The sequence below is a fragment of the Embleya scabrispora DSM 41855 genome, assembly GCF_000372745.1.
Taxonomy (GTDB): Bacteria; Actinomycetota; Actinomycetes; order Streptomycetales; family Streptomycetaceae; genus Embleya; species Embleya scabrispora.
In genome coordinates, this window is sequence record NZ_KB889730.1 from 193,617 (window position 1) to 216,364 (window position 22,748).

The window sequence follows — 22,748 nt, forward strand, 5'->3', positions numbered from 1 at the left end:
CGGCGATTGCTCACGCGCTGTCCGCCAACAGTTCCGGGGCGAGCGTGACCAACCGCCGCTCGTCGGGGTAGGCGAGGCGCGCCGTGAGCGCGCCGAGCGGAACCCAAGCCACCGCTTCGACCTCGATGTCGTCGTCCGACAGATCCCCGCCCGCCGCCTCCATGAGGTAGTGGTGGACGGTCTTGTGCACCCGCCGATCCGGCGCGGTGAACCAATAGTCGATCACCCCGAGCGGGGCCAGCACCCGACCCACGATGCCGGTCTCCTCCTCGACCTCGCGCAGCGCCGCGTCGACCACGCTCTCGCCGTTCTCGATGTGTCCCTTGGGCAGCGACCACAACAACCGGCCGCGGCGATCCCGACGCGCGATCAACGCCGCGCGCAGGGTGAGTCGATCGACCACCAGACCACCTGCCGAGGTTTCCTCGACCACCTGCAGCCGACGGCGCGGCGGCGTGGTCTCGGAAGGCATCCGCCAAGCTTAGTGCGACATGCGCCACGCCATCACGCCATGATCACCCCGTCGCACGGCCCGTTCGCGGATGCGGCCCCGGCGTAATGCGCGCGAGACCCGCGGCCTCGACCCGTAACCTTGTCTCCCGTGCCGAACGTCAAGAACACACCCCGCCCGGACGACTCGCCGGCCGGCGGCGAACTGAGCGCCGTCCAGCGCCGCGCCGTCACCGAACTGTTGCGCGTCGCCCCCGTCGCCGACGACCTCGCCCGCCGCTTCGAGGCGGCCGGGCACACGCTCGCGCTGGTCGGCGGTTCGGTGCGGGACGCCCTGCTCGGTCGGCTCGGCAACGACCTCGACTTCACCACCGACGCGCGCCCCGAACAGGTGCTGGCGATCGTCCGCCCGTGGGCGGACGCGGTCTGGGACGTGGGGATCGCCTTCGGCACGGTGGGATGTCGCAAGAAGCTCGCGAACTCGCCGGACTACCAGATCGAGATCACCACCTACCGCTCCGAGGCGTACGACCGCACCTCGCGCAAGCCCGAGGTCTCCTACGGCGACTCGATCGACGACGACCTGGTCCGTCGCGACTTCACGGTCAACGCGATGGCGGTCGCGTTGCCCGGCATCACCTTCGTCGACCCGCACGGCGGGCTGGAGGACCTGGCCGCGCGGGTGCTGCGCACGCCGGGCACCCCCGAGGACTCCTTCGGCGACGATCCGCTGCGGATGATGCGGGCCGCGCGCTTCGCCGCGCAGCTCGACTTCGAGGTCGCGCCCGAGGTGGTCGCGGCGATGACGGACATGGCCGAGCGGATCGACATCGTCTCCGCCGAGCGGGTCCGGGACGAGCTCAACAAGCTGATCTGCTCCGAGCACCCGCGCAAGGGCCTGGAGCTGCTGGTCTCCACCGGGCTGGCCGCGCGGGTGCTGCCCGAGCTGCCGACGCTGCGTCTGGAGGTGGACGAGCACCACCGGCACAAGGACGTCTACGAGCACACGCTCACCGTGCTCGAGCAGGCGATGGCGCTGGAGACGCCGGGCGAGCCGGACCTGATCCTGCGGCTGGCCGCGCTGCTGCACGACATCGGGAAACCGCGCACGCGGCGCTTCGAGCCGGACGGGCGGGTCTCGTTCCACCACCACGAAATGGTCGGCGCGCACATGACGCGCAAGCGGCTGAAGGCGCTGAAGTACCCGAAGGACGTCACGGACGACATCACGCGCCTGGTCGAGCTGCACCTGCGCTTCCACGGCTACGGCACGGGCGAGTGGACCGACTCGGCGGTGCGCCGGTACGTGCGCGACGCGGGGCCGCTGCTGGATCGACTGCACAAGCTGACCCGGTCGGACTGCACGACGCGCAACAAGCGCAAGGCCGCCACGCTCGCGAGCGCCTACGACTCGCTGGAAGAGCGGATCACCCAGCTCGCCGAGCAGGAGGAGCTGGACTCGATCCGGCCGGACCTGGACGGCAACGAGATCATGAAGCTGCTGGAGGTGCCGCCGGGACCGCTGGTGGGCAGGGCCTACCGGCACATGCTGGAGATGCGGCTCGAACACGGCCCGATGGACCACGAGGCGGCGGTCGCGGCGCTACGGGAGTGGTGGGCCGCCCACGGGGACACGTGAGCGGGCCACCACAGGGCGTGGGCGGGGGCTACTTCAGCCCTTGCCCAGCTCTTCGAGTTCCTTGTCGCTGACCTGACCGTCGGCCATGATCTGCTGCAGCTTCGCGATCACAGCGGGGGTGAACGTCAGGGCGGCACCGGGCACACCCGAGAAGGACTCCGGAGTTGTGTGGTCGGTGACCGTGACGCACAGCAGGCCCTTGTCCGAACCCTTGCGGTAGAGGCCGAGCACCGACCCCTTGCGGACGATCTCGTCGGCCTCGCACTTGTCGGTGTCGGAGGTGTCCGTGAACTTCGCGACCACCTTGAACGCCGCGTCGGACTTCGAGCAGGAGACCACCTTCGGGCTCTTGTCCTTGGTGCCCGTGATGCAGTCACCGACCTTCGCCTTGTCGACGGCGTCCTTGTTGAACACACCCTTGACCACGACGACGGCGATCGCCAGCACCACGAGGACCACGAGCGGGATGACGATCTTCTTGATCTTGCTGCTGCGCGGCGGGGGCGGCGGCGGGCCGCCGTAGAAGCCCGGCTGACCACCCTGCGGGAAGCCGGCGGGCGGCGGGAAGCCGCCCTGCGGCGGCTGCGGTTGGCCCGGCTGCTGACCCCAACCCTGCTGGGGCTGCTGGTTCCAGCCCTGATTCGGCTGCTGGGGGCCGTTCGGCCCGGGCGGGAAGGGATTGGACATGGGGACGATCTCCGTTGCAGGGGATTGGTGAGACAGTCTGGAACACTAGGGGTCCGGCCGGACACGCGCTGCGGGGATTCCCCTTGTACCGGTCGAACGTGAGCGGAATAACGGGCATAGCGGCGTTATTCGTATGTGCGACGGATCATTTCCGTGCGGCGAGACACAGAACGAAGCTCTCCACGGTGGGATCCGAGGTCAACGCGATGGGATCGCCCGGCACCGAATCGCAGACTCCCGAGAACGTGGTCCCCTGAACCCGCTCGACGACGATGAACCGCGCCGCCGGGTCCTCGCACTTCACCGGGTCCTGGTCGATGGTCGCCTTGTCGCGCAGACAGTCGCCCTCGTGGATCCGCGGTCCACCGTCCGCCTTGCGCACGTACCACCAACTCCCGGCGGCGGTGCCGCCGGCCAGCAGTACGGCCACCACCGCCACCAGCGCCCCGCGCCCGCGCCGGGGCCGCCTGCTCGGCGCGGCCGCCGCCCGGCGCGCCGCGCGTCCGTCGACCTGCGCCCGACGGACCACGGGCACGTGCGACATCGCCGCTTCCTGCGGCGGAAGCGGATGCCCGTGCGGCGGGGTGTTCCCGGTCCAGGCCGGTATGTACGGCAGAGGATCGTTTTCACCCGAGCCGGCGTTATTGGACATGGAGTATCTCCAGAGGTGCCGAAAATCGCTGGATGTGCAGATTAGAACTTCGCCCTTGCCATTGCACTACCCGCAGGTAATTTCCTGGACATGTAGCCGAGGAAAATAAGCCTCGACAGATGCCAAAAGGGATATCAGGGCCGGCCGCTGTCCGCCGGAGAGGTCGTAACGATCACCGGAGGGTGGCGGCGCGCTGCCAGTGTGTACAGGACACCGGTCGACGCGTACACCGCGGCCACCCCGATCAGCACCGCCGGCGAGCGGCCGTCGTCGGGCAATCCGAGCGCCGCCACGGCGGCCGCGCCCACGAACGCGACGTTGAACAGCACGTCGTACACGGAGAACACCCGACCCCGGTACGCGTCGTCGACGGTGGTCTGCACGACTGTGTCCACGCCGATCTTGGCGCCCTGCGAGGTCAGCCCGAGCAGGAACGCGCCCACCGCCAGCGGTGCGAAGGCGAACGGCAGGCCGAGCGCGGTCTGACACACCGCCCCCGCGAGCGCGCACGTGCCGATCCAGGCCGGGACGCCGATCCGGGTGGTGATCGCGGGCGTGGCCACGGCCGCGACGAAGAAGCCGAGCGCGGACACGGTGACCGTGATCCCGAAGGTGGCCAGTCCCCCGTCGGTGTCGCTCGGATCGTTGAACGTGTTGCGGCAGAGCAGCACGGTCATCACGGTGAGCACGCCGTAGCAGAACCGCATCGCGGTGATCGCCGCCAACGCGTGCGCGGGGGCCCGCCGTCGCCACACGTGCGTCGCGCCCTCGCGCAGCCCACGCGCCACCGAACGCAGCGCTCGGCCCACCCCGGGCAGCACCCGGTCCGGATCCGGCCCGAGCAGATCGGCCGGCATCGTCGCCGCGACCGCCGCCGAGCCCAGGTACAGCACCCCGGAGACCACGATCACCAGCGCGGTGGCCCCGGAGCCCTCGGCCAGGAACGTGTGCACGAGCACCGCCGCCCCGCCGCCGATCGCCGCCGCGACGGTGCCGGCCGTGGGCGACACCGAGTTCGCGGTCACCAGTCGCTCGGCCGGCACCACGCGCGGCAGCGACGCGGACAGCCCGGCGAGCACGAACCGGTTCACCGAGAGCACCACGAGCGCCGCCGCGTAGAAGACCGGATCGGGCACCCCGAGCAGCACCAGGCCCGCGGTCGCCGCGACCAGCACCGCCCGCAGCAGGTTGCACAGCACCAGCACCTGCCGTCGCCGCCACCGGTCGAGCAGCACCCCGGTGAACGGTCCGATCAGCGAGTAGGGCAGCAGCAGTACCGCGAACGCGGTCGCGATGTCCGCCGCCGAGGTCTGCTTCTCCGGCGAGAAGAACGCCTGGCCCGCGATGGCGACCTGGAAGGCCCCGTCGGACAGCTGCGAGGTCAGCCGGGTGGCGAAGAGCCGACGGAAGTCGCGCAGCTTCAACAGCGAGCGCAGATCACGGATGAGGGCCACGGCGCCCACCGTAGCCAGGCCGCCGCGCCCGCCGTCGCCGGCCTGCGGCCAAGGATCGGAGACCGGACCCGTCCCGGGCGGGTACGCCGAAGGCCCGGCTCCTGGAGGGGAGCCGGGCCTTCGATCACCCGTGCGCACCGCGAGGGCGCGCGTCGAGTGGAGCGGGTCAGCGCTCGATGTCGCCCTTGATGAAGGACTCGACGGCGTTGCGGGCCTCGTCGTCGAAGTACTGCACCGGCGGGGACTTCATGAAGTACGAGGACGCCGACAGGATCGGGCCACCGATGCCGCGGTCCTTGGCGATCTTCGCGGCGCGCACGGCGTCGATGATGACACCGGCCGAGTTCGGCGAGTCCCAGACCTCGAGCTTGTACTCCAGGTTCAGCGGGACGTCACCGAAGGCGCGACCCTCCAGGCGCACGTACGCCCACTTGCGGTCGTCGAGCCACGCGACGTAGTCCGACGGGCCGATGTGCACGTTGTCCGCGCCCAGGTCGCGGTCGACCTGCGAGGTGACCGACTGCGTCTTGGAGATCTTCTTCGACTCCAGGCGCTCGCGCTCCAACATGTTCTTGAAGTCCATGTTGCCGCCGACGTTGAGCTGCATGGTGCGCTCGAGCAGGACACCGCGGTCCTCGAAGAGCTTCGCCATCACGCGGTGCGTGATGGTGGCGCCCACCTGCGACTTGATGTCGTCGCCGACGATCGGCACGCCCGCCTCGGTGAACTTGTCCGCCCACTCCTTGGTCCCGGCGATGAAGACCGGGAGAGCGTTGACGAACGCGACCTTGGCGTCGATGGCGCACTGGGCGTAGAACTTGGCCGCGTCCTCGGAGCCCACCGGGAGGTAGCAGACGAGCACGTCGACGGCCTGGTCCTTGAGGACCTTGACCACGTCGACGGGAGCCTCGGGCGACTCCTCGATGGTCTCGCGGTAGTACTTGCCGAGACCGTCCAGGGTGTGACCACGCTGCACGGTGACGCCCGACGGCGGCACGTCGCAGATCTTGATCGTGTTGTTCTCGCTGGCACCGATGGCGTCCGTCAGGTCGAAGCCGACCTTCTTGGCGTCCACATCGAAAGCAGCCACGAACTCGACGTCACGCACGTGATACTCGCCGAACTGCACGTGCATCAGGCCGGGGACGCGGCTGTTCGGGTCGGCGTCCTTGTAGTACTCGACGCCCTGCACCAGCGAAGCGGCGCAGTTGCCCACGCCGACGATGGCTACGCGAACCGAACCCATTCCGGTTGCTCCCTGTGATCTCGACGAAGCCGCCATGAACCGGCGACCTCAGTTGTTGGATGCGGACGGGTCCGAGGCCACGTCCTGGGTGGGGGTCCGAAGCCGGTCGGCGTCCTGCGACGCGTCGACCGGTGTCTCGGGGCCGGCGGCGTCCGGAGTGGCTCCGGCATGTCGCTCGGCGGTGATGAGCTCGTTCAGCCAGCGCACTTCGCGCTCGACCGACTCCAAGCCGTGTCGCTGCAACTCGAGGGTGTAACCGTCGAGCTTCTCCCGTGTCCGGGTCAGCGACCCGCGCACCCGGTCGAGGCGTTCCTCGAGCCGGCTGCGCCGACCCTCGAGGATACGCATGCGCACCTCGTGGTCGGTTCGACCGAAGAAGGCGAAGTGCACGCCGAAGTTCTCGTCCTCCCAGGCCGAGGGCCCGGACTCGGACAGCAGTTCTTGGAAGTGCTCCTTGCCCTGTGCCGTCAGCTGGTAGACGATCCGGGATCGTTTGCTGCCGGCGAGTGCCGTCACCTCCGGAACCTCTTCCGCGAGCCAGCCCCGTTCCAGCAGGGACTTCAGGCAGGGGTAGAGGGTGCCGTAGGCGATGGCACGGAACGAGCCGAGCACGGTGTTGAGCCGCTTGCGCAGTTCGTAACCGTGCATGGGGGAATCGTGCAGCAGACCGAGGATCGCGAATTCGAGGACGCCACCGCGCCTGCTCATCGCCTTCCTCCATCCACTGCGGACCGGACCGGACGTGGAGCCTTTGCCACCGTGGGATACGGTCGCAGCCGACCTTCGTCCGGCCGGGGCTCCTGTGCCCCCGGCTCGATGTACCGGCCCGATGTATCGAACCGATACATCGAGACGATAGGTCTCCTTGCCGTGTGGTGGCAAGGCGGCCGCCGGTGACTCGGGTCACAGGCAGGTCACAGTGAGGTCGCGAAAGCGGTTCCGCGTAGTCTGTTCCGCCGTGTGGTACCTCAAGCCCCGCTTCCTGCGGAACCGCCCCCCGCGCGTGTGCGTCCTGGGGAGCGGAGAGCCACGACCCGTGCGTCCGACCTCCGCGTCGTACGGCCGAGGAGTAGCGAACGCATGAGTGAACATCGCCGTAGATCACAGCAGCCGCGCCCCGAGGGGCGCGGTGACTCGTATTCGGGGGGCGCGGGTGATGCCGGGGGCGGGACGCCACCCGGTGGCTCGTCGCTGCCCGCCGGGCCCGGAGGAGGCGACGAGGAGCGCCCGCTCTCGCGCGTGGAGGCTCGACAGGCCGCCCGTTCGGGTGGTCGGCGAGCCGCCAACGGCGCCGCCTCCGGCGGCCGATCGCGCGCGGAGGCCAGCCCGCCTCGGAAGAAGCGGTTCATCGACTACCCGAGGTATGGCAAGACCGGCGTGCGCCGCTGGTTGCCGTCCTTCAAGCAGATCCTGGCGATGATCCTTTTCTTCCTCGCGTCGATCATGGGCTTGGCGGCCCTGGCGTACGCGATGGTCAAGGTGCCGGACCCGAACGCGAACACGACCTACCAGTCGAACATCTACTACTACGCCGACGGGAAGACCGAGATCGGTCGGACCGGGCAGGTCAACCGGCAGAACGTGACGGTGGACCAGATCCCCAAGCACGTACAGCGGGCCGTGATCGCGGCGGAGAACCGGTCGTTCTACAGCGACTCGGGCGTCTCGCCGAAGGGCTTGCTGCGGGCCGGGGTCACCATGGTCAAGGGTGGCGACACGCAGGGTGGTTCGACCATCACCCAGCAGTACGTCAAGAACACCTACCTGACCCAGGAACGCACCTTCAAGCGCAAGTTCAGCGAGATCTTCATCGCGCTCAAGGTCGACCGGCAGATGCGCAAGGACGACATCCTCGTCGGTTACCTCAACACCGCCTTCTACGGCCGCAACGCGTACGGCATCCAGGCCGCCTCGCAGGCCTACTACGGCAAGAACGTCGGTGACCTGAACGTGGCCGAGGGCGCCTACCTGGCGACCCTGCTCAACGCGCCGGGCATCTACGACGTGATCGAGTTCCCCGGCCAGATCGACAAGGTCAAGGGGCGCTGGGCCTACGCGCTGGACGGCATGGTCAAGGAGGGCTGGCTGCCGAAGGCGGAACGGGACACGCTCCAGTTCCCGATGCCGATCAAGCCCAAGCCGGCCGCGAACAAGGCCGGTCAGGCCGGATACCTGATGAAGGTGACCGACCAGTACCTCAAGGCCAACAAGGTGATTCCGGAAGCCGAACTCGCCCGCGGCGGCTTCAAGATAGTCACGACGTTCGACAAGCCCAAGCAGGACGCGGCGGTCGCGGCGGTCAAGGACCAGTTGACCTCCGAGCTCAAGCCGGACAAGAACGAGGCGGATAAATACATCCGTACCGGCCTGGCCTCGGTGGTCCCCGGAGACGGGGCGGTGGTCGCCTTGTACGGCGGTCCGGACTTCGTCCAGCAGGAGTACAACGACGCGGTCAGACGGGACATCCAGGCCGGTTCGACGTTCAAGCTGTTCGTACTCGCGGCGGCCCTGCGCGACGGTGGAGCAGACGCGAAACCCATCGGCCCGGCCAGCATCTACAACGGTGACAGCAAGATCCCGATCAAGCTGCAGAACGGGCAGACGTTCAAACGGGACGACAAGACCAATCAGGACTATCTGGCGCCGAACGAGGGTGACGTCGACTACGGTCCGATCCCGATCACCAGAGCCATGGAGAAGTCGGTCAACACGGTCTTCCTCCAACTCGCCGCCGATGTCGGTCCGGAGAAGGTCAAGAAGGCCGCGATCGACGCCGGTCTGCCGCCGGACCTGACCTCGTTCCAGCCGACCCCGACGATGGCGCTCGGTGTCGCGCCGCCGAGCGCGCTGGACATGGCCGAGGCGTACGCCACCTTCGCCGCCCGCGGTCTGCACGCTGAGCCGTACTTCGTCAAGGAAGTCACGCACGACGGCTCGAAGGTCGAACTGCCCAAGCGCGAGACGAAGCAGCTGTTCGACAAGAACGTCGCGGACACCGTCAATCAGGTCATGATGCGGGTGGTGGACAACCCGCCGCTCAACGACGGCACCGGACGTGCGGCGAAGGCGCTGGGCCGGCCGGTGGCTGGCAAGACCGGTACCACGGACGGCAACAACTCCGCGTGGTTCGTGGGCTACACGCCCAACCTGGCCACGTCGGTGGCGCTGTTCCGGGAGGACCCGAACACGCACGCCCGTCTGTCGCTCAAGGGCCTGGGCGGTCGGGACTCGGTGCACGGTGGCGACATCCCCACATTGGTGTGGACCGCGTACATGAAGAGCGCGATGCAGGGCCTGCCCACAGTCGACTTCACCCAGCCGGGCGAGAAGTTCGAGGACAGGGACAAGGTCACCCTCCCGCCGACGAGCCCGCCGTCGACGTCGCGTGCGCCGTCGTCGCCGCCGCCGACGTCCAGTGCGCCGCCGACCACGCCGGCGCCGCCGTCGTCCACCACACCCGGTGGCGGTTCACATGGCAGCACGGGTGACCCCGGCGGCGGACACAGCACCAAGCCGCCGAGCAGCACCAAGCCGCCGAGCACGGATCCGCCCGGAGGCTCACAGGGCGGCCCCCGAGGCGGTGGCGGAGCGAACGGCTTCATCATCGGCGGCCGGGGCGGCTGACCAGTGGCGGAGCGGCACCCGCATTAGCCTTACGCGTGCCCCATCGCCTCGGCGGTGGGGCACGCGTTGTCATATCCGGCCGGCGAGGGCAGCCTCCTCGGGGAGCGCGAGAGGATGGGCGCCATGACGCCGACATCGACCGAACCCGTCCTGCCCACTCGGGACGACCCCGTGGTCCGGGCGGGCAGCGAACTCGTCGGCGGACCGGCCGGCCGCCGGATCCGGTTCGTGCCGAATCGGTGGTGGACCCCGGTCCGGGTGCTCGTGCTGCTCGCGGTGGTCTGTTTCGCGCTCGGCATCATGCAGAAGAAGCCCTGCTACGACGGCGGTTGGTTCACCGGCACCACGCAGTACTCGCACGCGTGCTACAGCGACATGCCGCACCTGTACGTCAATCGTGGTCTCGCGGACGGGAAGATCCCGTACTTCCAGGGGACCGGCGACAAGGACATGCCGTTCCTGGAGTACCCGGTCATCACCGGCGGGGTGATGGCCTTCGCCGGGACCCTGGCGCGGGCCGCCGGGGACATCACCGGGGGTGATCTGCGGGACGAGCAGCTGTGGTTCGTGATGATCAACGCGTTGATCATGATGGCCTGTGCCGTGGTGACCGTGATCGCGGTCAAGGGCACGTCCGGGCGACGGCCGTGGGACGCCGCGATGGTGGCCTGCGCACCCGCGCTGGCGCTGAACGGGCTGATCAACTGGGACCTGGTCGCGGTCGCGCTGACGGCGGTGGCGATGTGGTCGTGGGCGCGGCGCAACGTGGTGGTCGCCGGCGTGCTGATCGGCCTGGCGACCGCGGCCAAGCTGTATCCGGTGCTGTTGCTGGCCCCGCTGTTCCTGCTGTGTCTGCGCTCGGGCCGGATGGTGGCGTTCGCCAAGACGGCGGCGGCGGCGACGGTGTCCTGGCTGGTGGTGAACCTGCCGGTGATGCTGGACCCGGACGGCGGATGGCACATCCGCGAGGGCTGGAAACTCTTCTACACGTTCAGCCAGGACCGCCCCGCCGACTACGGGTCGATCTGGTTGATCATCCAGCAGCGCGACGGTCGACCCCTGGAGCACCTGAACACCTACGTCACGCTCAGCCTGGTGCTGTGCTGCCTGGCGATCGCCGCGCTGACCATGTTCGCGCCGCGCCGGCCGCGGTTCGCCCAACTGGTGTTCCTGATCGTGGCGGCCTTCATCCTGACCAACAAGGTCTACTCGCCGCAGTACGTGCTGTGGCTGATCCCGCTGGCGGTGCTCGCCCGGCCGCGCTGGCGGGACTTCCTGATCTGGCAGGCGTGCGAGGTCACGTACTTCATCGGCGTGTGGATGTACATCGCCTCGTTCTCCGGCAAGGGCCTGTCGCAGAACGCCTACCACGTGGTGATCCTGCTGCACCTGCTCGGCACCGCGTACATCTGCCTGGTGGTGGTGCGCGACATCCTGCGCCCGGACCGGGACCCGGTGCGGGCGGACGGCGAGGACGATCCTTCGGGCGGCGTGCTCGACCGGGCACCGGACGTCTTCGTGCCGACCTCGGTCCTGGTCCGCGCGCAGGGCTGAACACGTCGAAGCGGCCTCGGTCGCGGCGGGTGAACCGCCGCGACCGAGGCCGCTTTCGTCTGTCCGGGTCAGCGAATGGCGATCCGGTCGAAGTGCGTCGTGGTGTGCCGCAGCGCGGCCTCCAACTCGTCGCCGGGCTTGGGCGGAGCCACGTCGTTGGCCAGGAACAGCAGGCTGACCTGCATGTGCGGCGGCTCGGCGAACCAGCGCTGCTTGCCCGCCCAGGTGAACGGCGACAACGAGCGGTTGACGGTGGCCAGGCCGGCCCGGGCGACGCCCTTGGCGCGCGGCATCACCCCGCGCACGGTCTTGGGCGCCTCCAGGCCCACACCCTGCGCGGTGCCGCCGCTGACCACCACCAGGTGCCCGTCACTGGGCGCCTTGCGCTGGCGGTAGCCGAACCGCTCGCCGCGCGCGATCCGCACCACGTCCAACACGGTGCCCCGACTGGCGAGCGCGTCGTGGTCGCCCAACCACAGGTCGGTGCCGATCCGCGGTCGGAACTCGGTGTCCGGGTGCCGCTCGCGCAGCACCGCGAGCTCGGCCGCGGTGAGGTGGCTGACGTACATCGTGCGCACCGGCAGTCGGGCCGCGCGCAGCCGCTCGACCCAGCCCACCACCTCGGCCACCGGGTCGTATCCGTCCGGGTGGTCCAGCGGCAGGTGCAGCGAGAAGCCCTCCAGCCGCACGTCGTCCATCCCGGTGCGGAGCTTGACCAGCTCCTCCTCGGTGACCCCGTCGCGCTTCATCGTCGTCATGCACGCGACCACCACCCGGCAGCCCACCAGATCCCGGGCGGCCTGCACCGAGGAGACCGTGCGGATCGTGCGATCCGGCAGCGGGACCGCCTCCTCGCCGCGCAGGTACGGCGTGAGCACCAGGACCTTGCCGTCGAAGTGGTCCTTGACCACCGCGGCCTCGTACGTGGTCCCCACGGCCACGGTGTCCACGCACATCCGGGCGGCCTCCGCGGCCAGCCTGGGGTTGGTGAATCCGTACCCGTTGCCCTTCATCACCGGCACCAGACCGGGGAACCTGTCGCGTAGCCCGTCCTGGTGCTTGCGCCAGCGGGCGGCATCGACGTAGAGCGTGAGCGACATGGGCGTTTCGGGGCCTTCCGTGTGCGGGACTTGCCCTTGGGGAACGCAGGGCGGAGGCGGGGAACACACGACGTCTGCTGCGTCGCGGTGATCACGTGAACGAGCCGACGGCACGGGTGCCGCCGGCGTCGCGTCAGCGGCGGGACATGTACATGTCCAGTGCCTTGTGCAGCATCTTGTTGAGCGGGAAGTCCCACTCGCCGAGATACTCGACGGCCTGGCCGCCGGTGCCGAGCTTGAACTGGATGAGCCCGAAGAGGTGGTCGTTCTCGTCCAGGGTGTCGCTGATGCCGCGCAGGTCGTAGGCGGAGGCGCCGAGTGCGTACGCGTCCCGCAACATCCGCCACTGGATCGCGTTCGAGGGGCGCACCTCACGCTTGTGGTTGGCCGACGCGCCGTACGAGTACCAGACGTGGTCGCCCACGGTGACCATCGTGGTGGAGGCGAGCACCTCGCCCTCGTGCTTGGCCAGATACAGCCGCATGCGCTCGGGGTCCTCGGCGTTGAGCGCCTTCCACATGCCCTGGAAGTAGGCCAACGGCCGCGGGGTGAAGTGGTCGCGCACCGCGGTGACCTTGTACACCTCGTGGAAGACGGGCAGGTCGTCGTAGCCGCCCTGGACCACGTCCACGCCGGCCTTCGTGGCCTTCTTGATGTTGCGGCGCCACAGCTGGTTGAAGCCGGCGTGCACGTCGTCCAGGCTGCGCCGGACCAGCGGCACCTGGAACACGTAGCGCGGCTGCACGTCGCCGAAGCCGGCCCCGCCCGACGCGTCCTGCTGCCAACCCAGGCCGCGCAACTGCCGCTCCAGCTCGGCACCCCGGTCGTCGGTCCAGTCCGGGGTCAGATCGCGCAGCCGGTTCGCCGACTTCGCCGCGATCGCCTTCTTGATCGTGTCCGCCTCCCAGCGGGCGATCACCACCGGCGGGCCCATCTTGACCGAGAACGAGCCGCGGCTCTTGAGGTGCGCGAGCATCGGGTCGAGCCACTTGCGAAGATCGCCGTCGAACCAGTCGATGACCGGGCCCTCCGGCATGTACGCGAGATAGCGCTTTATCTTCGGCAGTTGCCGATACAGCACGAGTGCCGCGCCCACGACGGCGCCCGACTCGTCGATCCAACCGATGCTCTCGGATCGCCACTCACTCTTCACCGCGCCCCACGAAGGGCACTGAAGAAAGCTCACGGAGGGCCTGCCCTTTATGAAGGCGAGATGTTCCTCGGCGGTGAGCGTCCTCAGGCGCAAAGACATGTAAGAGCTCCTCGGGATCGGTTCGGCCGTGACAGAGGTTACTGCGCCTTTGGGCGCTATGGATCGTGCCTGGTGACCCGAGTCGGACCGTACGAGGACGAGGCGGACCTTACCCGTCGAATCGGATGCTCTTTCCGGTCCGCGTCCGACCCCGACCCACACCCGACTCGGCCCGCCGGATTCCTGTCCGGCGGGCCGAGTCGGGTGCGTCGAGTGCGCGAGTGGGCGGTCAGTACAGTCCGCCGTGGAACATGTTCATGAACAGGGCGACGGCGGACACGCCGAGCGCGATCACCGTGACCACCCGTTCCCCCGTGGTCGCGGAGAACATCTGACTGACCAGACCGGTCACCACGCCCGCGAGCGCGGTCCACGCGCCCAGGACGTGCATGTCCTCGAAGATCGCGCAGATGCCCCCCACCAGCGCGAACAGCACCACCGTGGCGACCAGCGCGTTCTCTCGCGGGTGCGCACGACCGTCGGAGTTGAGGGTCAGTCGGGGTCGATGCGTTCCTGCGGCCGGCGCGGTTCCCGTTCGGCGGATCGTCTGTGCCATCACGCACCTCCGGCGAGTGACTACGAGGCGGACCTTTTGTCCGTATATTCCATCCCCCAGGGTGACCGGCGTCATGCTCGGATTTCAAGACTGTGACCGGGTCCGGGTAGGCTGTACCGTCCGCTGCACTCTCGGCACCCCCGTGTGTTCACATATCGGGGGCCGCCTTGGCGTGGCGGCATTACGCAAGCCCTCCTGCCACGGAGATTCCGTGGCCGATCAGTCCACAGGAGGTGGGTGTTCACATGCGTAGCTACGAACTCATGGTCATCCTCGACGCGGACCTCGAAGAGCGCGCGGTCACGCCGCTGCTCGAGCAGTTCCTCAATGTCATCCGCAACGACGGTGGCAAGGTCGAGAAGATCGACACGTGGGGCCGTCGCCGGCTCTCGTACGAGATCAAGAAGAAGTCCGAGGGCATCTACGCCGTCGTGGACCTGGCCGCGGAGCCCGCGACCGTCAAGGAACTCGACCGTCAGATGAACCTCAACGAGTCGGTGCTGCGGACCAAGGTCCTGCGCCCCGACCAGCGCTAGTCCGAGCTCGCGCGCACCACCAACCGCACCGCACGTCGAAACGCAGCACTGCGCTGAAATCAGCGAAGGGGTCAGCATGGCAGGCGAGACCATCATCACTGTTGTCGGAAACCTGACTGCCGACCCGGAACTGCGCTTCACGCCCAGCGGTGCCGCTGTCGCGAACTTCACCGTGGCGTCCACGCCGCGCACGTTCGACCGTCAGACGAACGAATGGAAGGACGGCGAAGCGCTGTTCCTCCGGTGTTCGGCCTGGAAGCAACTGGCGGAGAACGTCGCGGAATCCCTCCAGCGCGGCACGGGCGTCATCGTCCAGGGCCGGCTGAAGCAGCGGTCCTACGAGACCAAAGAGGGCGAGAAGCGCACCGTCGTGGAGCTCGAGGTCGACGAGATCGGCCCGACCCTGAAGTGGGCCACCGCCAAGATCACCAAGACCAGCCGCGGGGGCGGCGGTCAGGGTGGGTACGGCGGCGGTCAGCAGCAGGGCGGTGGCGGTTACGGCGGCCAGCAGGGCGGCGGACAGCAGGGCGGCGGTGGCTACGGCGGCCGTCCCCAGCAGGGCGGTGGCGCACCCGCCGACGACCCGTGGGCCACTCCCGCAGGGGGCGGCCAGCAGCAGGGCGGCGGCGGCGCGGGGGGCTGGGGTCCCCCGCCGGGCGGCTACTCGGACGAACCCCCCTTCTAGGCCGCAAGGCCGAGGGAACGGTTCGCACCCCGAGCTGAAGACTTCTGAAACGATCTGGAGAGCACAATGGCGAAGGCGCCTGCGCGCAAGCCTAAGAAGAAGGTCTGCGTGTTCTGCAAGGAGAAGATCTCCTATGTGGACTACAAGGACACCAACCTGCTGCGGAAGTTCATCTCCGACCGCGGGAAGATCCGCGCTCGTCGCGTGACCGGTAACTGCACGCAGCACCAGCGTGACGTCGCCGTGGCTGTCAAGAACAGCCGCGAGATGGCGCTGCTGCCGTACACCAGCACTGCTCGCTGAGAAAGGGTGATCTTGTCATGAAGCTCATCCTCACCCACGAGGTGACCGGTCTCGGTGAGCCCGGCGACATCATCGAGGTCAAGGACGGCTACGGCCGCAACTACCTCATCCCGCGCGGCTACGCGATCCGCTGGAGCCGTGGCGGCGAGAAGGACGTGGCGGCCATCCGTCGCGCCCGCAAGGTCCGCGAGATCCGCACGCTCGACCAGGCCGCCGAGGTCAAGGGTCAGCTCGCGGGTCTCAAGGTGACGCTCCAGACGCGCGCCGGCGAGACGGGCCGACTCTTCGGCTCGGTCACCGTCGCGGACGTCGTGTCGGCCATCAAGGCCGCCGGCGGTCCGGACATCGACAAGCGTCGCGTCGAGATCGGTACGCCGATCAAGACCGTCGGGTCGCACCGCATCACGGTCCGCCTCCACCAGGAGGTTTCGGCCGCGCTCGACCTCGACGTCGTGCCTGCCTGACCTGAAGCACCCGAACGGCCCGACCCCTCCCCGGGGTCGGGCCGTTCGGCGTTTTCGAGTAGCCGACTGAGTAGCGGTACTCATGTCCCGAACACCCCTGTCGCCGCAGGCTGGAGACACACGCCGGGTGGGCCGGCGGGGCAAAGGGGCGGACGGTCATGGCCAGGTTCATCCGACAGTGGTTGCTGCGTGTGGTCAGCTTCGCGCTGACCGGTCTGTATCAGCTCTACCGCGTCCATCCCATCGTCTGGCGCTGGACCGCGCGCAACTATCGGCCGTGGATGCAGGGGTTCGCGCGTCGGCACGCGTGGATGACGTGCCAGTTCGCCGCGCTCGACGTCCCCGCCTATCGCGACTTCCTGCGCCGGCATCGTTGGCGCTTCCGCTGGTTCGACCTCACCTCGTACCCGGAGACGTCCAAGGAGAACTACGTCAAGGCGTACCCCGAGGACACCCGCTGCTGGTTGGGCACGCTGGAGGTGGCCGGGACGGTCGTGGACGAGTCGTCCGGGTCCTCCGGGACGCCGCACAACTGGCTGCGTTCGCGGCGCGAACTCAAGTCGGTGCACCGCAACGTGGCGGGCTACACCTCGCTCGTCTTCCCCCGGCGGAAGTTGTTCGTGATCAACGCGTACTCGATGGGCGCGTGGGCCACCGGCACCAACACCGGGATCGCGATGGCCCGGGTGGCGATGGTCAAGAACACCGGCCCGGACATCGACAAGATCGTGGACACGCTGCGCCACTTCGGGCCGCGCTTCACCTACCTGGTCACCGCGTACCCGCCGTTCCTCAAGCACCTGCGCGACCGGCTGGACGCCGACGGCTTCGACTGGCGCCGACACGCGATGTACGGCTTCGTCGGCGGCGAGGGCATGACCGAGGCGCTGCGCGACTACCTGGAGGAGCGCTTCGTCAAGGTGCGCTCCGGCTACGGCGCCTCGGACCTGACCATCGGGATGGCCGGCGAGAGCGACGCGACGGTGTGGCTGCGCAAGCGGCTGCTGACCGACGAGCGGCTGCGGGCGCGGCTGCTCGGCCCCGACGAGGGCCGGGTGCCGATGGTGTTCCAGTACAACCCGCTGGAGACGTACCTGGAGACCAACGCCGAGGACGAGGTGATCTGCACGATCAACTCGACTGCGGTGATGAGCCCGAAGGTGCGCTACAACATCGGCGACGAGGGCCGGTTGCTGACCTTCGAGCAGGTCGAGGAGATGATCCGGCCGGATGCCCGGGCGTGGGTCGACTGGGAGCGCGCGGCCCGGGCCGAGGGCATGCGGCTGCCGCTGCTGCTGCTGTACGGGCGCAAGGACAGCACGATCTCGTACATGGGCGCCAACATCTATCCGCAGGACGTCGAGTACGGGCTGTACCGGGACAACCCGATGGCGGCGCACCTGGAGGGGTTCTGCCTGACCGTCGACGAGTACGCCGACCTGGAGAGCAGGCCGGTGGTCAACCTGCAACTGCGGGACGGGACCTCGCCGGCCGACGTGGATCGGGACAAGCTCGCCCGGGTGTGCCGCGAGGGTGTGGTGCGCCACCTGGCCCGGGTCAGCCGGGACTTCGCCCAGTCGCTCGCCGAGGACCCGACGGCGGCCGATGTGCGGGTGCTCGTACACGACTTCGGGACCGGGCCGTTCCTGCGCGGCACCACGAAAATCAAGAACGTCTACCTCGTGGAGGGGGAGCAGCGATGAGGACCACCGACTTCTCGGCGGCGCCGCCGCAGGCGCAGGGCGAGGCGTTGTTCATCGGGGCCACGCACTACCGGGGACCGCGCGCGCTGCTCTCACTGCTCCGGCCGTATCTGCGGATGGTACGCACGATGAAGCGGATGGACGGCTATCGCTGGCACAAGGTGTACCGGCAGGGGCCGTTCACGCTCGGCACGATCGCGGTGTTCGCCGATCGGGACGCGCTGCTGCGGTTCGCCCGCTCCAAGGCGCACCGCGACCTGATGTGCTGGATGACCGATCACGGCGACCGCAACGGCACGGCCGGGTTCATCCGGCTCTTCGACGCGCAGCCGAACGGCTACAGCAACGGAGCGTGGCGGGCCGAGGGCAACGAGATGGCGCACATCGAGGAGTTCACCCCGATCGGGTCCGAGGACAGCGGCGCGCCGGTGCACCGGAAGGCGAAGTCGTGACGCTCACCGTGGAGCGGGTCGCCTCCCGGGGCGCGTTGCGCGACTTCTGCGAACTCCCGTTGCGACTGCACCCGAAGGACCGCTACGTGCCGGTGCTGCACGGGCAGGTGTGGCAGTGGCAACGGGCCGGGATCGAGTTGTATGTGGTGCGCGATCGGGCCGGGCGGGCGGTGGGCCGGACCTGTCTGCACACCGACGGGCGCTTCGACGCCAAGCTGCGCGGCCGGCACCAGTTGTTCGGCCTCACCGAGTTCGCCGACGACCCGGCGGTGTTCGCGACCCTGATGGAGCTGATGGAGCGGCGAGCCGCGCGGGCCGGTCGCAAAACCCTGTTCGGGCCGGTCGCGCTGCTGCCGAACCAGACCGGCGGGGTGATCACCTCCGGGTTCACCGAGCGCGGCTTCGTGGACTCGGCGTGGAATCCGGCGCGCTATCCGGAGACCTACGAACGAGCCGGGTTCGCCCGCCGGTTCTCCGCGTCCACCTGGATCTGCCCGGACCTGCGCGAGCGCACCGACGATCCGGACACGACATATGTGTTCGACGACGCGCGGATCGCCGCCGAGAAGTTGGTGATCCGGCGCGGGTCGCGTCGCCGGTTGGCCGAGCAACTGCCGATCCTGCACACGATGTTGAATGCGAGTTTCGGGCAGCTCGGCTACTACACGCCGATCGAGCTCGACGAACTGCGGGCGCAGACCGACGGGTTGGCCCATCTTCTGGACGAGTCGCTGCTGCTGTGGCTGGAGCGGGCGGGCGAGCCGATCGCGTTCACCCTCGCCGTGCCGGACATCTCGGAGTTCCTCATTCGGATCGGCGGGGACCTGCACCTGGGCAACCAGCTTCGGCTGTTGGCCACGCGCGGGCGCTATCGCCGGGAGGCGGTGCTGATCATCAAGGGCACGGTGCCGGCGGCGCAGGGGCGCGGCTATCTGACGTTGTTGGCGCGCGAGCAGTATCGCGCGCTGCGGGCGGGCGGCTACGACGCGTTGCGCAGCACGTGGGTGGAGGACGACAACAAGGCATCGGCCGCGCAATACCGCCGGATCGGCGGCCGGGAGCTGCACGGGCACACGTTCTACCAGCGAACGGTGGGGATCGACGGATGAGCGCGCAACTGGCGGAACTGTTGCGGTCGGCCGGGCGGGCGCCCAGCGCGCACAACACGCAGCCCTGGACGGTGACGCCGAGCGGTGCCCTGGGCTACGCGTTGTCCTGGGACGTCGAGCGCGAGCTGCCGGTCGGCGACCCCACGCGGCGGGACCTGTTCCTGGCGCTGGGCGCGTTCACGGAGGCGTTCTTGATCGCGTCCGCGGCGCTGGAGGTGCCGCTGCGGGTGGAGTGGGGCGCGGCGCCGGAGCGGGGTGCGGTGGCCCGGTTCGTGCGGGCGGACGAGTGTTACCCGACCCCGTTCACCGCCGCGGATCTGGCGGGGCGGCGCAGTGCGCGCGGAGCGTACGCGCCGGGGACGCTGCCGGACGCGTTGCTCGCCGAGGCGACGCGGGCGTTCGCCGGGTCGGCGGGTCTGTGGCGGGGTGGGACCCGGGCGCTGGCGCCGTTGCTGGACGAGGCGGATCGCCGGCTGTTCGGTGATCCGGCGCTGGTCGCCGAGTTGCGCCGGTGGTTGCGGCTGCGGCCGATGCCGGCCGGTCATCCGCACGCTCGCGACGGGCTGACCGGGCGGGCGCTGGCGCTGTCCCGGATCGAGGAGCGGGCGCTGCACGCGGTGCTGCGCCCGGCCGCGTATCGGGTGTTGCGGCGGGTCGGGTTGGCACGGGGTTTGGCGGCCGCGTCGCGGGGGTTGTTGCGGTACGACGGGAGTGTGCTGGTGGTGACCGCGCCGAGTGGGCCGGTGCGGCCGGTGGACCTGCTGGAGTCGGGGCGGGGGTTGTTGCGCTGTTGGCTGACGCTGGCGCGGGACGGCTACGCGACGCATCCGCTCAGCCAGGTGATCGACTGTGCGCGGACCGCCGGGGAGTTGGAGGGCACGGTGGGGGCCACGGCGCTCGCGGTGTTCCGGGTCGGGCGCCCGGTGGCCGAACCGGTGCGTTCCGCGCGGTGGACGGACTGAGCGGTGGGGCTGGGCGTCGTGGCTCGGGCGTCGTGGCCCGGGTCGGGTGGCCGGCGGGCGAAGCTGCTCGAACGAGTCGGCGAGTCGGCTTGCTTGGTACCCCCAGGGGGTATAAATTCGTCGCCGTGGGGCCGATCATGGTCCTCGGGTCGACGAAAGGACCACCGTCATGAGCACCGCCACCTTCACCGTCAGCGGGATGACCTGCGGCCACTGCGTCTCGTCCGTCACCGAGGAGGTCTCCGAGGTATCGGGCGTGACCGACGTCGAGGTCGAGCTGGCCTCGGGTCTGGTGACCGTGACGTCCGAGCAGCCCGTGGACGCGGACGCGGTGCGCGCGGCCGTCGTGGAGGCGGGCTACCAGGTCGTCGGGGCGTGAGTCGTCGCCGTCCCGTCGACTCGGCCGACGGGACGGCTCTCGACCGATCGCAGGTCGGCCGACCCGACCGTGGGGGCAGGCGATCCGACCGGCGTGGTGGGTACCAGCCGGCTCTGCCGTGGCCTCGGCCGGCGGGGCGCCGGAGCGTCAGCGTTTGCCGGTCACCAGCCACGCGTCGCCGTACGCTCGCCGGCCGAGCAGGAGCACGCGGGCGACCATGAAGGTGCCGATCGCCCACCACCACACCGCGATCAGGCCGCCGCCGAGGGCCAGCACGGTGCCCAGCGCCGCGCAGAAGGCGGCCAACACGATGGGCATGGTGAGCGCGAGGTAGCGGCCGTCGCCCGCGCCGATCAACACCCCGTCCAGCACGAACACCGCACCGGCCAACGGTTGGAGTGCGGCGACCACGAGCAGGGTGCCGGCCAGCAGGTCCCGCACCGCCGGGTCGGTGGTGAACAGCGGGATGTACAGCGGGCGCGCGGCGATCACCACGATCGCGAACAACACGCCCGTCCACATCCCCCAGACCAGCATCCGGCGGGTCGCCACGCGGGCGCCGCTCGCGTCGCCGGCGCCGAGCGCCCGGCCCACGATCGCCTGTGCCGCGATGGCCAGGGCGTCCATCGCGAAGGCCAGGAACGTCCACACCTGCCAGGCGACCTGGTGGGTGGCGATCGAGGTGTCACCCATGTGGGTGGCCGCCACGGTGGCCACGACCAGGATGGCCCGCAGGCTGACCGTACGGACGAACAGCGGTGCGCCGGCCGAGGCGGAGGCGCGGATGCCGGCCGCGTCCGGGCGCAGTGACGCGCCGTGCCGGCGGGCGCCGCGCACCACGGTGACCAGGTAGACCAGGGCCATCGCGGTCTGCGCGAGCACGGTGCCCCACGCGGACCCGGCGATGCCCCAGTGCAGGCCGTACACGAACCCGACGTTGAGCAGCAGGTTGGCGCTGAAGCCCAGGACCGCGACCACGAGCGGGGTCCGGGTGTCCTGGAGTCCGCGCAGCACGCCGGTGGCGGCGAGGACGACCAGCATCGCCGGGATGCCCAGCGAGCCGATCCGCAGGTAGGTCACCGCGTGCGGCGTCGCGCTGTCCGAGGCGCCGAACGCCGCGACGATCCACGGGGCGCCGACGAGGCCGACCACGAGCAGCCCGATGCCCAGCAGCGCGGCCAGCCAGACGCCGTCCAGGCCCTGGCGGATCGCGGCGCGCGGGTCGCCCGCGCCCGTGAGTCGGGCGACCGCGGCGGTGGTCGCGTAGGCGAGGAACACGCACAGGTTGACCAGGGTGGTCAGCATCGTGCCCGCGACGCCGAGGCCGGCCAGCTGGGGTGTGCCGAGCCGGCCGATGATCGCCGAGTCGACGAGCACGAACAGCGGCTCGGCGACGAGCGCGAAGAAGGCCGGGATCGCCAGCCGCAGGATGTCGCGGTCGTGGGCGCGGCGCTGCGAGCGGCCGGCGGGTGGTGGGGTGGGTTGCTCGGTGGGGGTCGGTTCCGGTGGCGGGGAGGGGACCGTGGACGGCACGCGTCCACCGTAGTCATCCACAGGTAAGGGTCACAATGCGCTCCTGGTCATTACCGGCGAGCGCGGGGCGTACGCGGGTGCACACGTGGGGCGATAGCCGCATGATTCGCCCAACAGTTTTTCACATACACAGCCGGTGGATAGAGAATCCGCAGGTCAGACCGGGTTTGTAGACATGATTGCGAAGCGTTCGCGGCTGACTGCGCACAGCTTGTGCACAGCTGGACCCACCTCTCTCCACAGGTTGTCCACAGTTATCCACAGGGCCTGTGTATGACCGTCTTGGCGGTCCTGGAGTCCACCCGTACGGTGAAGGGCCGCATGCCGCGTCGTGCGGCGGATCTGTCGGCCGTGTGGCGTAAGAAGGACACGGTGTACTGCGGTGCGACCTCGCGCGAGCCTTTGTGA

At 69.4% G+C, this 22,748-nt stretch carries 23 protein-coding genes; 13 read left to right on the forward strand and 10 right to left on the reverse strand.

The window, feature by feature from the left end; genetic code table 11:
- Positions 1-10: 10 nt before the first annotated feature.
- Positions 11-472 carry an NUDIX hydrolase gene (locus A3IC_RS0147845; RefSeq protein ID WP_020557160.1) on the reverse strand — a complete coding sequence of 154 codons (462 nt, stop codon included), beginning with the start codon at positions 470-472 and terminating at the stop codon, positions 11-13.
- A 129-nt stretch (positions 473-601) separates the two neighbouring features.
- Between A3IC_RS0147845 and A3IC_RS0147850 the strand changes: the two genes are divergently transcribed.
- Positions 602-2,089, forward strand: a complete 1,488-nt coding sequence (locus tag A3IC_RS0147850; protein ID WP_020557161.1) for a CCA tRNA nucleotidyltransferase — start codon at positions 602-604, stop codon at positions 2,087-2,089.
- A 33-nt stretch (positions 2,090-2,122) separates the two neighbouring features.
- On the opposite strand, the gene A3IC_RS60860 is transcribed toward A3IC_RS0147850, so the two are convergent.
- The 5 genes from A3IC_RS60860 to A3IC_RS0147875 all read right to left on the reverse strand — a co-directional run bounded on the left by A3IC_RS60860 (position 2,123) and on the right by A3IC_RS0147875 (position 6,836).
- Positions 2,123-2,776 (reverse strand): LppU/SCO3897 family protein, encoded by a 654-nt coding sequence (locus tag A3IC_RS60860; protein ID WP_020557162.1) that lies wholly within the window; start codon positions 2,774-2,776, stop codon positions 2,123-2,125.
- 145 nt (positions 2,777-2,921) lie between these two features.
- Entirely contained in the window at positions 2,922-3,428 is a 507-nt protein-coding gene (locus A3IC_RS0147860; RefSeq protein ID WP_020557163.1) for an LppU/SCO3897 family protein, read from the reverse strand.
- Positions 3,429-3,562: 134 nt separating this feature from the next.
- Positions 3,563-4,882 carry an MFS transporter gene (locus A3IC_RS0147865; RefSeq protein WP_040878682.1) on the reverse strand — a complete coding sequence of 440 codons (1,320 nt, stop codon included), beginning with the start codon at positions 4,880-4,882 and terminating at the stop codon, positions 3,563-3,565.
- A 166-nt stretch (positions 4,883-5,048) separates the two neighbouring features.
- Positions 5,049-6,128, reverse strand: coding sequence for an inositol-3-phosphate synthase (locus A3IC_RS0147870; RefSeq protein WP_020557165.1), 1,080 nt, complete (start codon positions 6,126-6,128; stop codon positions 5,049-5,051).
- A gap of 48 nt (positions 6,129-6,176) precedes the next feature.
- Positions 6,177-6,836, reverse strand: a complete 660-nt coding sequence (locus A3IC_RS0147875) for a PadR family transcriptional regulator (RefSeq protein ID WP_020557166.1) — start codon at positions 6,834-6,836, stop codon at positions 6,177-6,179.
- A 531-nt stretch (positions 6,837-7,367) separates the two neighbouring features.
- Here A3IC_RS0147875 and A3IC_RS60865 point away from each other — a divergent pair.
- Together A3IC_RS60865 and A3IC_RS0147885 are read left to right on the forward strand one after the other, a co-directional pair.
- Positions 7,368-9,752: a transglycosylase domain-containing protein gene (locus A3IC_RS60865; protein ID WP_020557167.1), complete on the forward strand. Its 2,385-nt coding sequence runs from the start codon at positions 7,368-7,370 to the stop codon at positions 9,750-9,752.
- A gap of 114 nt (positions 9,753-9,866) precedes the next feature.
- Complete coding sequence (locus A3IC_RS0147885; RefSeq protein ID WP_020557168.1) at positions 9,867-11,306, forward strand: glycosyltransferase family 87 protein; 1,440 nt, start codon at positions 9,867-9,869, stop codon at positions 11,304-11,306.
- Between the two features lie 68 nt (positions 11,307-11,374).
- On the opposite strand, the gene A3IC_RS0147890 is transcribed toward A3IC_RS0147885, so the two are convergent.
- The 3 genes from A3IC_RS0147890 to A3IC_RS0147900 form a co-directional block, all read right to left on the reverse strand.
- Positions 11,375-12,406, reverse strand: coding sequence for an alanine racemase (locus A3IC_RS0147890; RefSeq protein ID WP_020557169.1), 1,032 nt, complete (start codon positions 12,404-12,406; stop codon positions 11,375-11,377).
- A gap of 133 nt (positions 12,407-12,539) precedes the next feature.
- Positions 12,540-13,658 (reverse strand): lipid II:glycine glycyltransferase FemX, encoded by a 1,119-nt coding sequence (locus A3IC_RS0147895; protein ID WP_026219593.1) that lies wholly within the window; start codon positions 13,656-13,658, stop codon positions 12,540-12,542.
- A gap of 229 nt (positions 13,659-13,887) precedes the next feature.
- Positions 13,888-14,214: a hypothetical protein gene (locus A3IC_RS0147900; RefSeq protein ID WP_020557171.1), complete on the reverse strand. Its 327-nt coding sequence runs from the start codon at positions 14,212-14,214 to the stop codon at positions 13,888-13,890.
- Positions 14,215-14,459: 245 nt separating this feature from the next.
- Here A3IC_RS0147900 and rpsF point away from each other — a divergent pair, with 245 nt between their 5' ends.
- The 9 genes from rpsF (at position 14,460) to A3IC_RS0147945 (ending at position 20,807) form a co-directional block, all read left to right on the forward strand.
- Positions 14,460-14,750, forward strand: a complete 291-nt coding sequence (gene rpsF, locus A3IC_RS0147905; RefSeq protein WP_020557172.1) for a 30S ribosomal protein S6 — start codon at positions 14,460-14,462, stop codon at positions 14,748-14,750.
- A 76-nt stretch (positions 14,751-14,826) separates the two neighbouring features.
- On the forward strand, positions 14,827-15,435 hold the full coding sequence (locus tag A3IC_RS0147910) for a single-stranded DNA-binding protein (protein WP_020557173.1): 609 nt from the start codon (positions 14,827-14,829) through the stop codon (positions 15,433-15,435).
- 66 nt (positions 15,436-15,501) lie between these two features.
- On the forward strand, positions 15,502-15,738 hold the full coding sequence (gene rpsR / locus A3IC_RS0147915) for a 30S ribosomal protein S18 (protein ID WP_020557174.1): 237 nt from the start codon (positions 15,502-15,504) through the stop codon (positions 15,736-15,738).
- Positions 15,739-15,755: 17 nt separating this feature from the next.
- Entirely contained in the window at positions 15,756-16,202 is a 447-nt protein-coding gene (gene rplI / locus A3IC_RS0147920; protein WP_020557175.1) for a 50S ribosomal protein L9, read from the forward strand.
- 158 nt (positions 16,203-16,360) lie between these two features.
- A complete protein-coding gene (locus tag A3IC_RS0147925) occupies positions 16,361-17,905 on the forward strand; it encodes a phenylacetate--CoA ligase family protein (protein ID WP_020557176.1) in 1,545 nt (514 codons plus the stop codon).
- Complete coding sequence (locus A3IC_RS0147930; RefSeq protein ID WP_020557177.1) at positions 17,902-18,357, forward strand: hypothetical protein; 456 nt, start codon at positions 17,902-17,904, stop codon at positions 18,355-18,357. Before A3IC_RS0147925 ends, A3IC_RS0147930 begins: the two co-directional genes overlap by 4 nt.
- On the forward strand, positions 18,354-19,466 hold the full coding sequence (locus tag A3IC_RS0147935; protein WP_020557178.1) for a hypothetical protein: 1,113 nt from the start codon (positions 18,354-18,356) through the stop codon (positions 19,464-19,466). The genes A3IC_RS0147930 and A3IC_RS0147935 overlap by 4 nt, the downstream gene beginning before the upstream one ends.
- On the forward strand, positions 19,463-20,428 hold the full coding sequence (locus tag A3IC_RS60870; protein WP_020557179.1) for a nitroreductase family protein: 966 nt from the start codon (positions 19,463-19,465) through the stop codon (positions 20,426-20,428). Before A3IC_RS0147935 ends, A3IC_RS60870 begins: the two co-directional genes overlap by 4 nt.
- Before the next feature lie 169 nt (positions 20,429-20,597).
- Positions 20,598-20,807, forward strand: coding sequence for a heavy-metal-associated domain-containing protein (locus A3IC_RS0147945; RefSeq protein WP_020557180.1), 210 nt, complete (start codon positions 20,598-20,600; stop codon positions 20,805-20,807).
- Positions 20,808-20,954: 147 nt separating this feature from the next.
- Here the strand turns inward: A3IC_RS0147945 and A3IC_RS0147950 are convergent, their stop codons facing one another.
- Entirely contained in the window at positions 20,955-22,340 is a 1,386-nt protein-coding gene (locus A3IC_RS0147950; RefSeq protein ID WP_026219594.1) for an MATE family efflux transporter, read from the reverse strand.
- A gap of 273 nt (positions 22,341-22,613) precedes the next feature.
- Between A3IC_RS0147950 and A3IC_RS72840 the strand changes: the two genes are divergently transcribed.
- On the forward strand, positions 22,614-22,748 hold the full coding sequence (locus A3IC_RS72840; protein ID WP_281174604.1) for a hypothetical protein: 135 nt from the start codon (positions 22,614-22,616) through the stop codon (positions 22,746-22,748).

Excerpts from the sequence above, each read along its gene's own strand:
- A3IC_RS0147845 (WP_020557160.1), bottom strand. The coding sequence starts at position 472 with ATGCCTTCCGAGACCACGCCGCCGCGCCGTCGGCTGCAGGTGGTCGAG.
- A3IC_RS60860 (WP_020557162.1), bottom strand. The coding sequence starts at position 2,776 with ATGTCCAATCCCTTCCCGCCCGGGCCGAACGGCCCCCAGCAGCCGAAT.
- A3IC_RS0147860 (WP_020557163.1), bottom strand. The coding sequence starts at position 3,428 with ATGTCCAATAACGCCGGCTCGGGTGAAAACGATCCTCTGCCGTACATA.
- A3IC_RS0147870 (WP_020557165.1), bottom strand. The coding sequence starts at position 6,128 with ATGGGTTCGGTTCGCGTAGCCATCGTCGGCGTGGGCAACTGCGCCGCT.
- A3IC_RS0147875 (WP_020557166.1), bottom strand. The coding sequence starts at position 6,836 with ATGAGCAGGCGCGGTGGCGTCCTCGAATTCGCGATCCTCGGTCTGCTG.
- A3IC_RS0147885 (WP_020557168.1), top strand. The coding sequence starts at position 9,867 with ATGGGCGCCATGACGCCGACATCGACCGAACCCGTCCTGCCCACTCGG.
- A3IC_RS0147890 (WP_020557169.1), bottom strand. The coding sequence starts at position 12,406 with ATGTCGCTCACGCTCTACGTCGATGCCGCCCGCTGGCGCAAGCACCAG.
- A3IC_RS0147895 (WP_026219593.1), bottom strand. The coding sequence starts at position 13,658 with ATGTCTTTGCGCCTGAGGACGCTCACCGCCGAGGAACATCTCGCCTTC.
- A3IC_RS0147900 (WP_020557171.1), bottom strand. The coding sequence starts at position 14,214 with ATGGCACAGACGATCCGCCGAACGGGAACCGCGCCGGCCGCAGGAACG.
- rpsF (WP_020557172.1), top strand. The coding sequence starts at position 14,460 with ATGCGTAGCTACGAACTCATGGTCATCCTCGACGCGGACCTCGAAGAG.
- A3IC_RS0147910 (WP_020557173.1), top strand. The coding sequence starts at position 14,827 with ATGGCAGGCGAGACCATCATCACTGTTGTCGGAAACCTGACTGCCGAC.
- rpsR (WP_020557174.1), top strand. The coding sequence starts at position 15,502 with ATGGCGAAGGCGCCTGCGCGCAAGCCTAAGAAGAAGGTCTGCGTGTTC.
- rplI (WP_020557175.1), top strand. The coding sequence starts at position 15,756 with ATGAAGCTCATCCTCACCCACGAGGTGACCGGTCTCGGTGAGCCCGGC.
- A3IC_RS0147925 (WP_020557176.1), top strand. The coding sequence starts at position 16,361 with ATGGCCAGGTTCATCCGACAGTGGTTGCTGCGTGTGGTCAGCTTCGCG.
- A3IC_RS0147930 (WP_020557177.1), top strand. The coding sequence starts at position 17,902 with ATGAGGACCACCGACTTCTCGGCGGCGCCGCCGCAGGCGCAGGGCGAG.
- A3IC_RS60870 (WP_020557179.1), top strand. The coding sequence starts at position 19,463 with ATGAGCGCGCAACTGGCGGAACTGTTGCGGTCGGCCGGGCGGGCGCCC.
- A3IC_RS0147945 (WP_020557180.1), top strand. The coding sequence starts at position 20,598 with ATGAGCACCGCCACCTTCACCGTCAGCGGGATGACCTGCGGCCACTGC.
- A3IC_RS72840 (WP_281174604.1), top strand. The coding sequence starts at position 22,614 with ATGACCGTCTTGGCGGTCCTGGAGTCCACCCGTACGGTGAAGGGCCGC.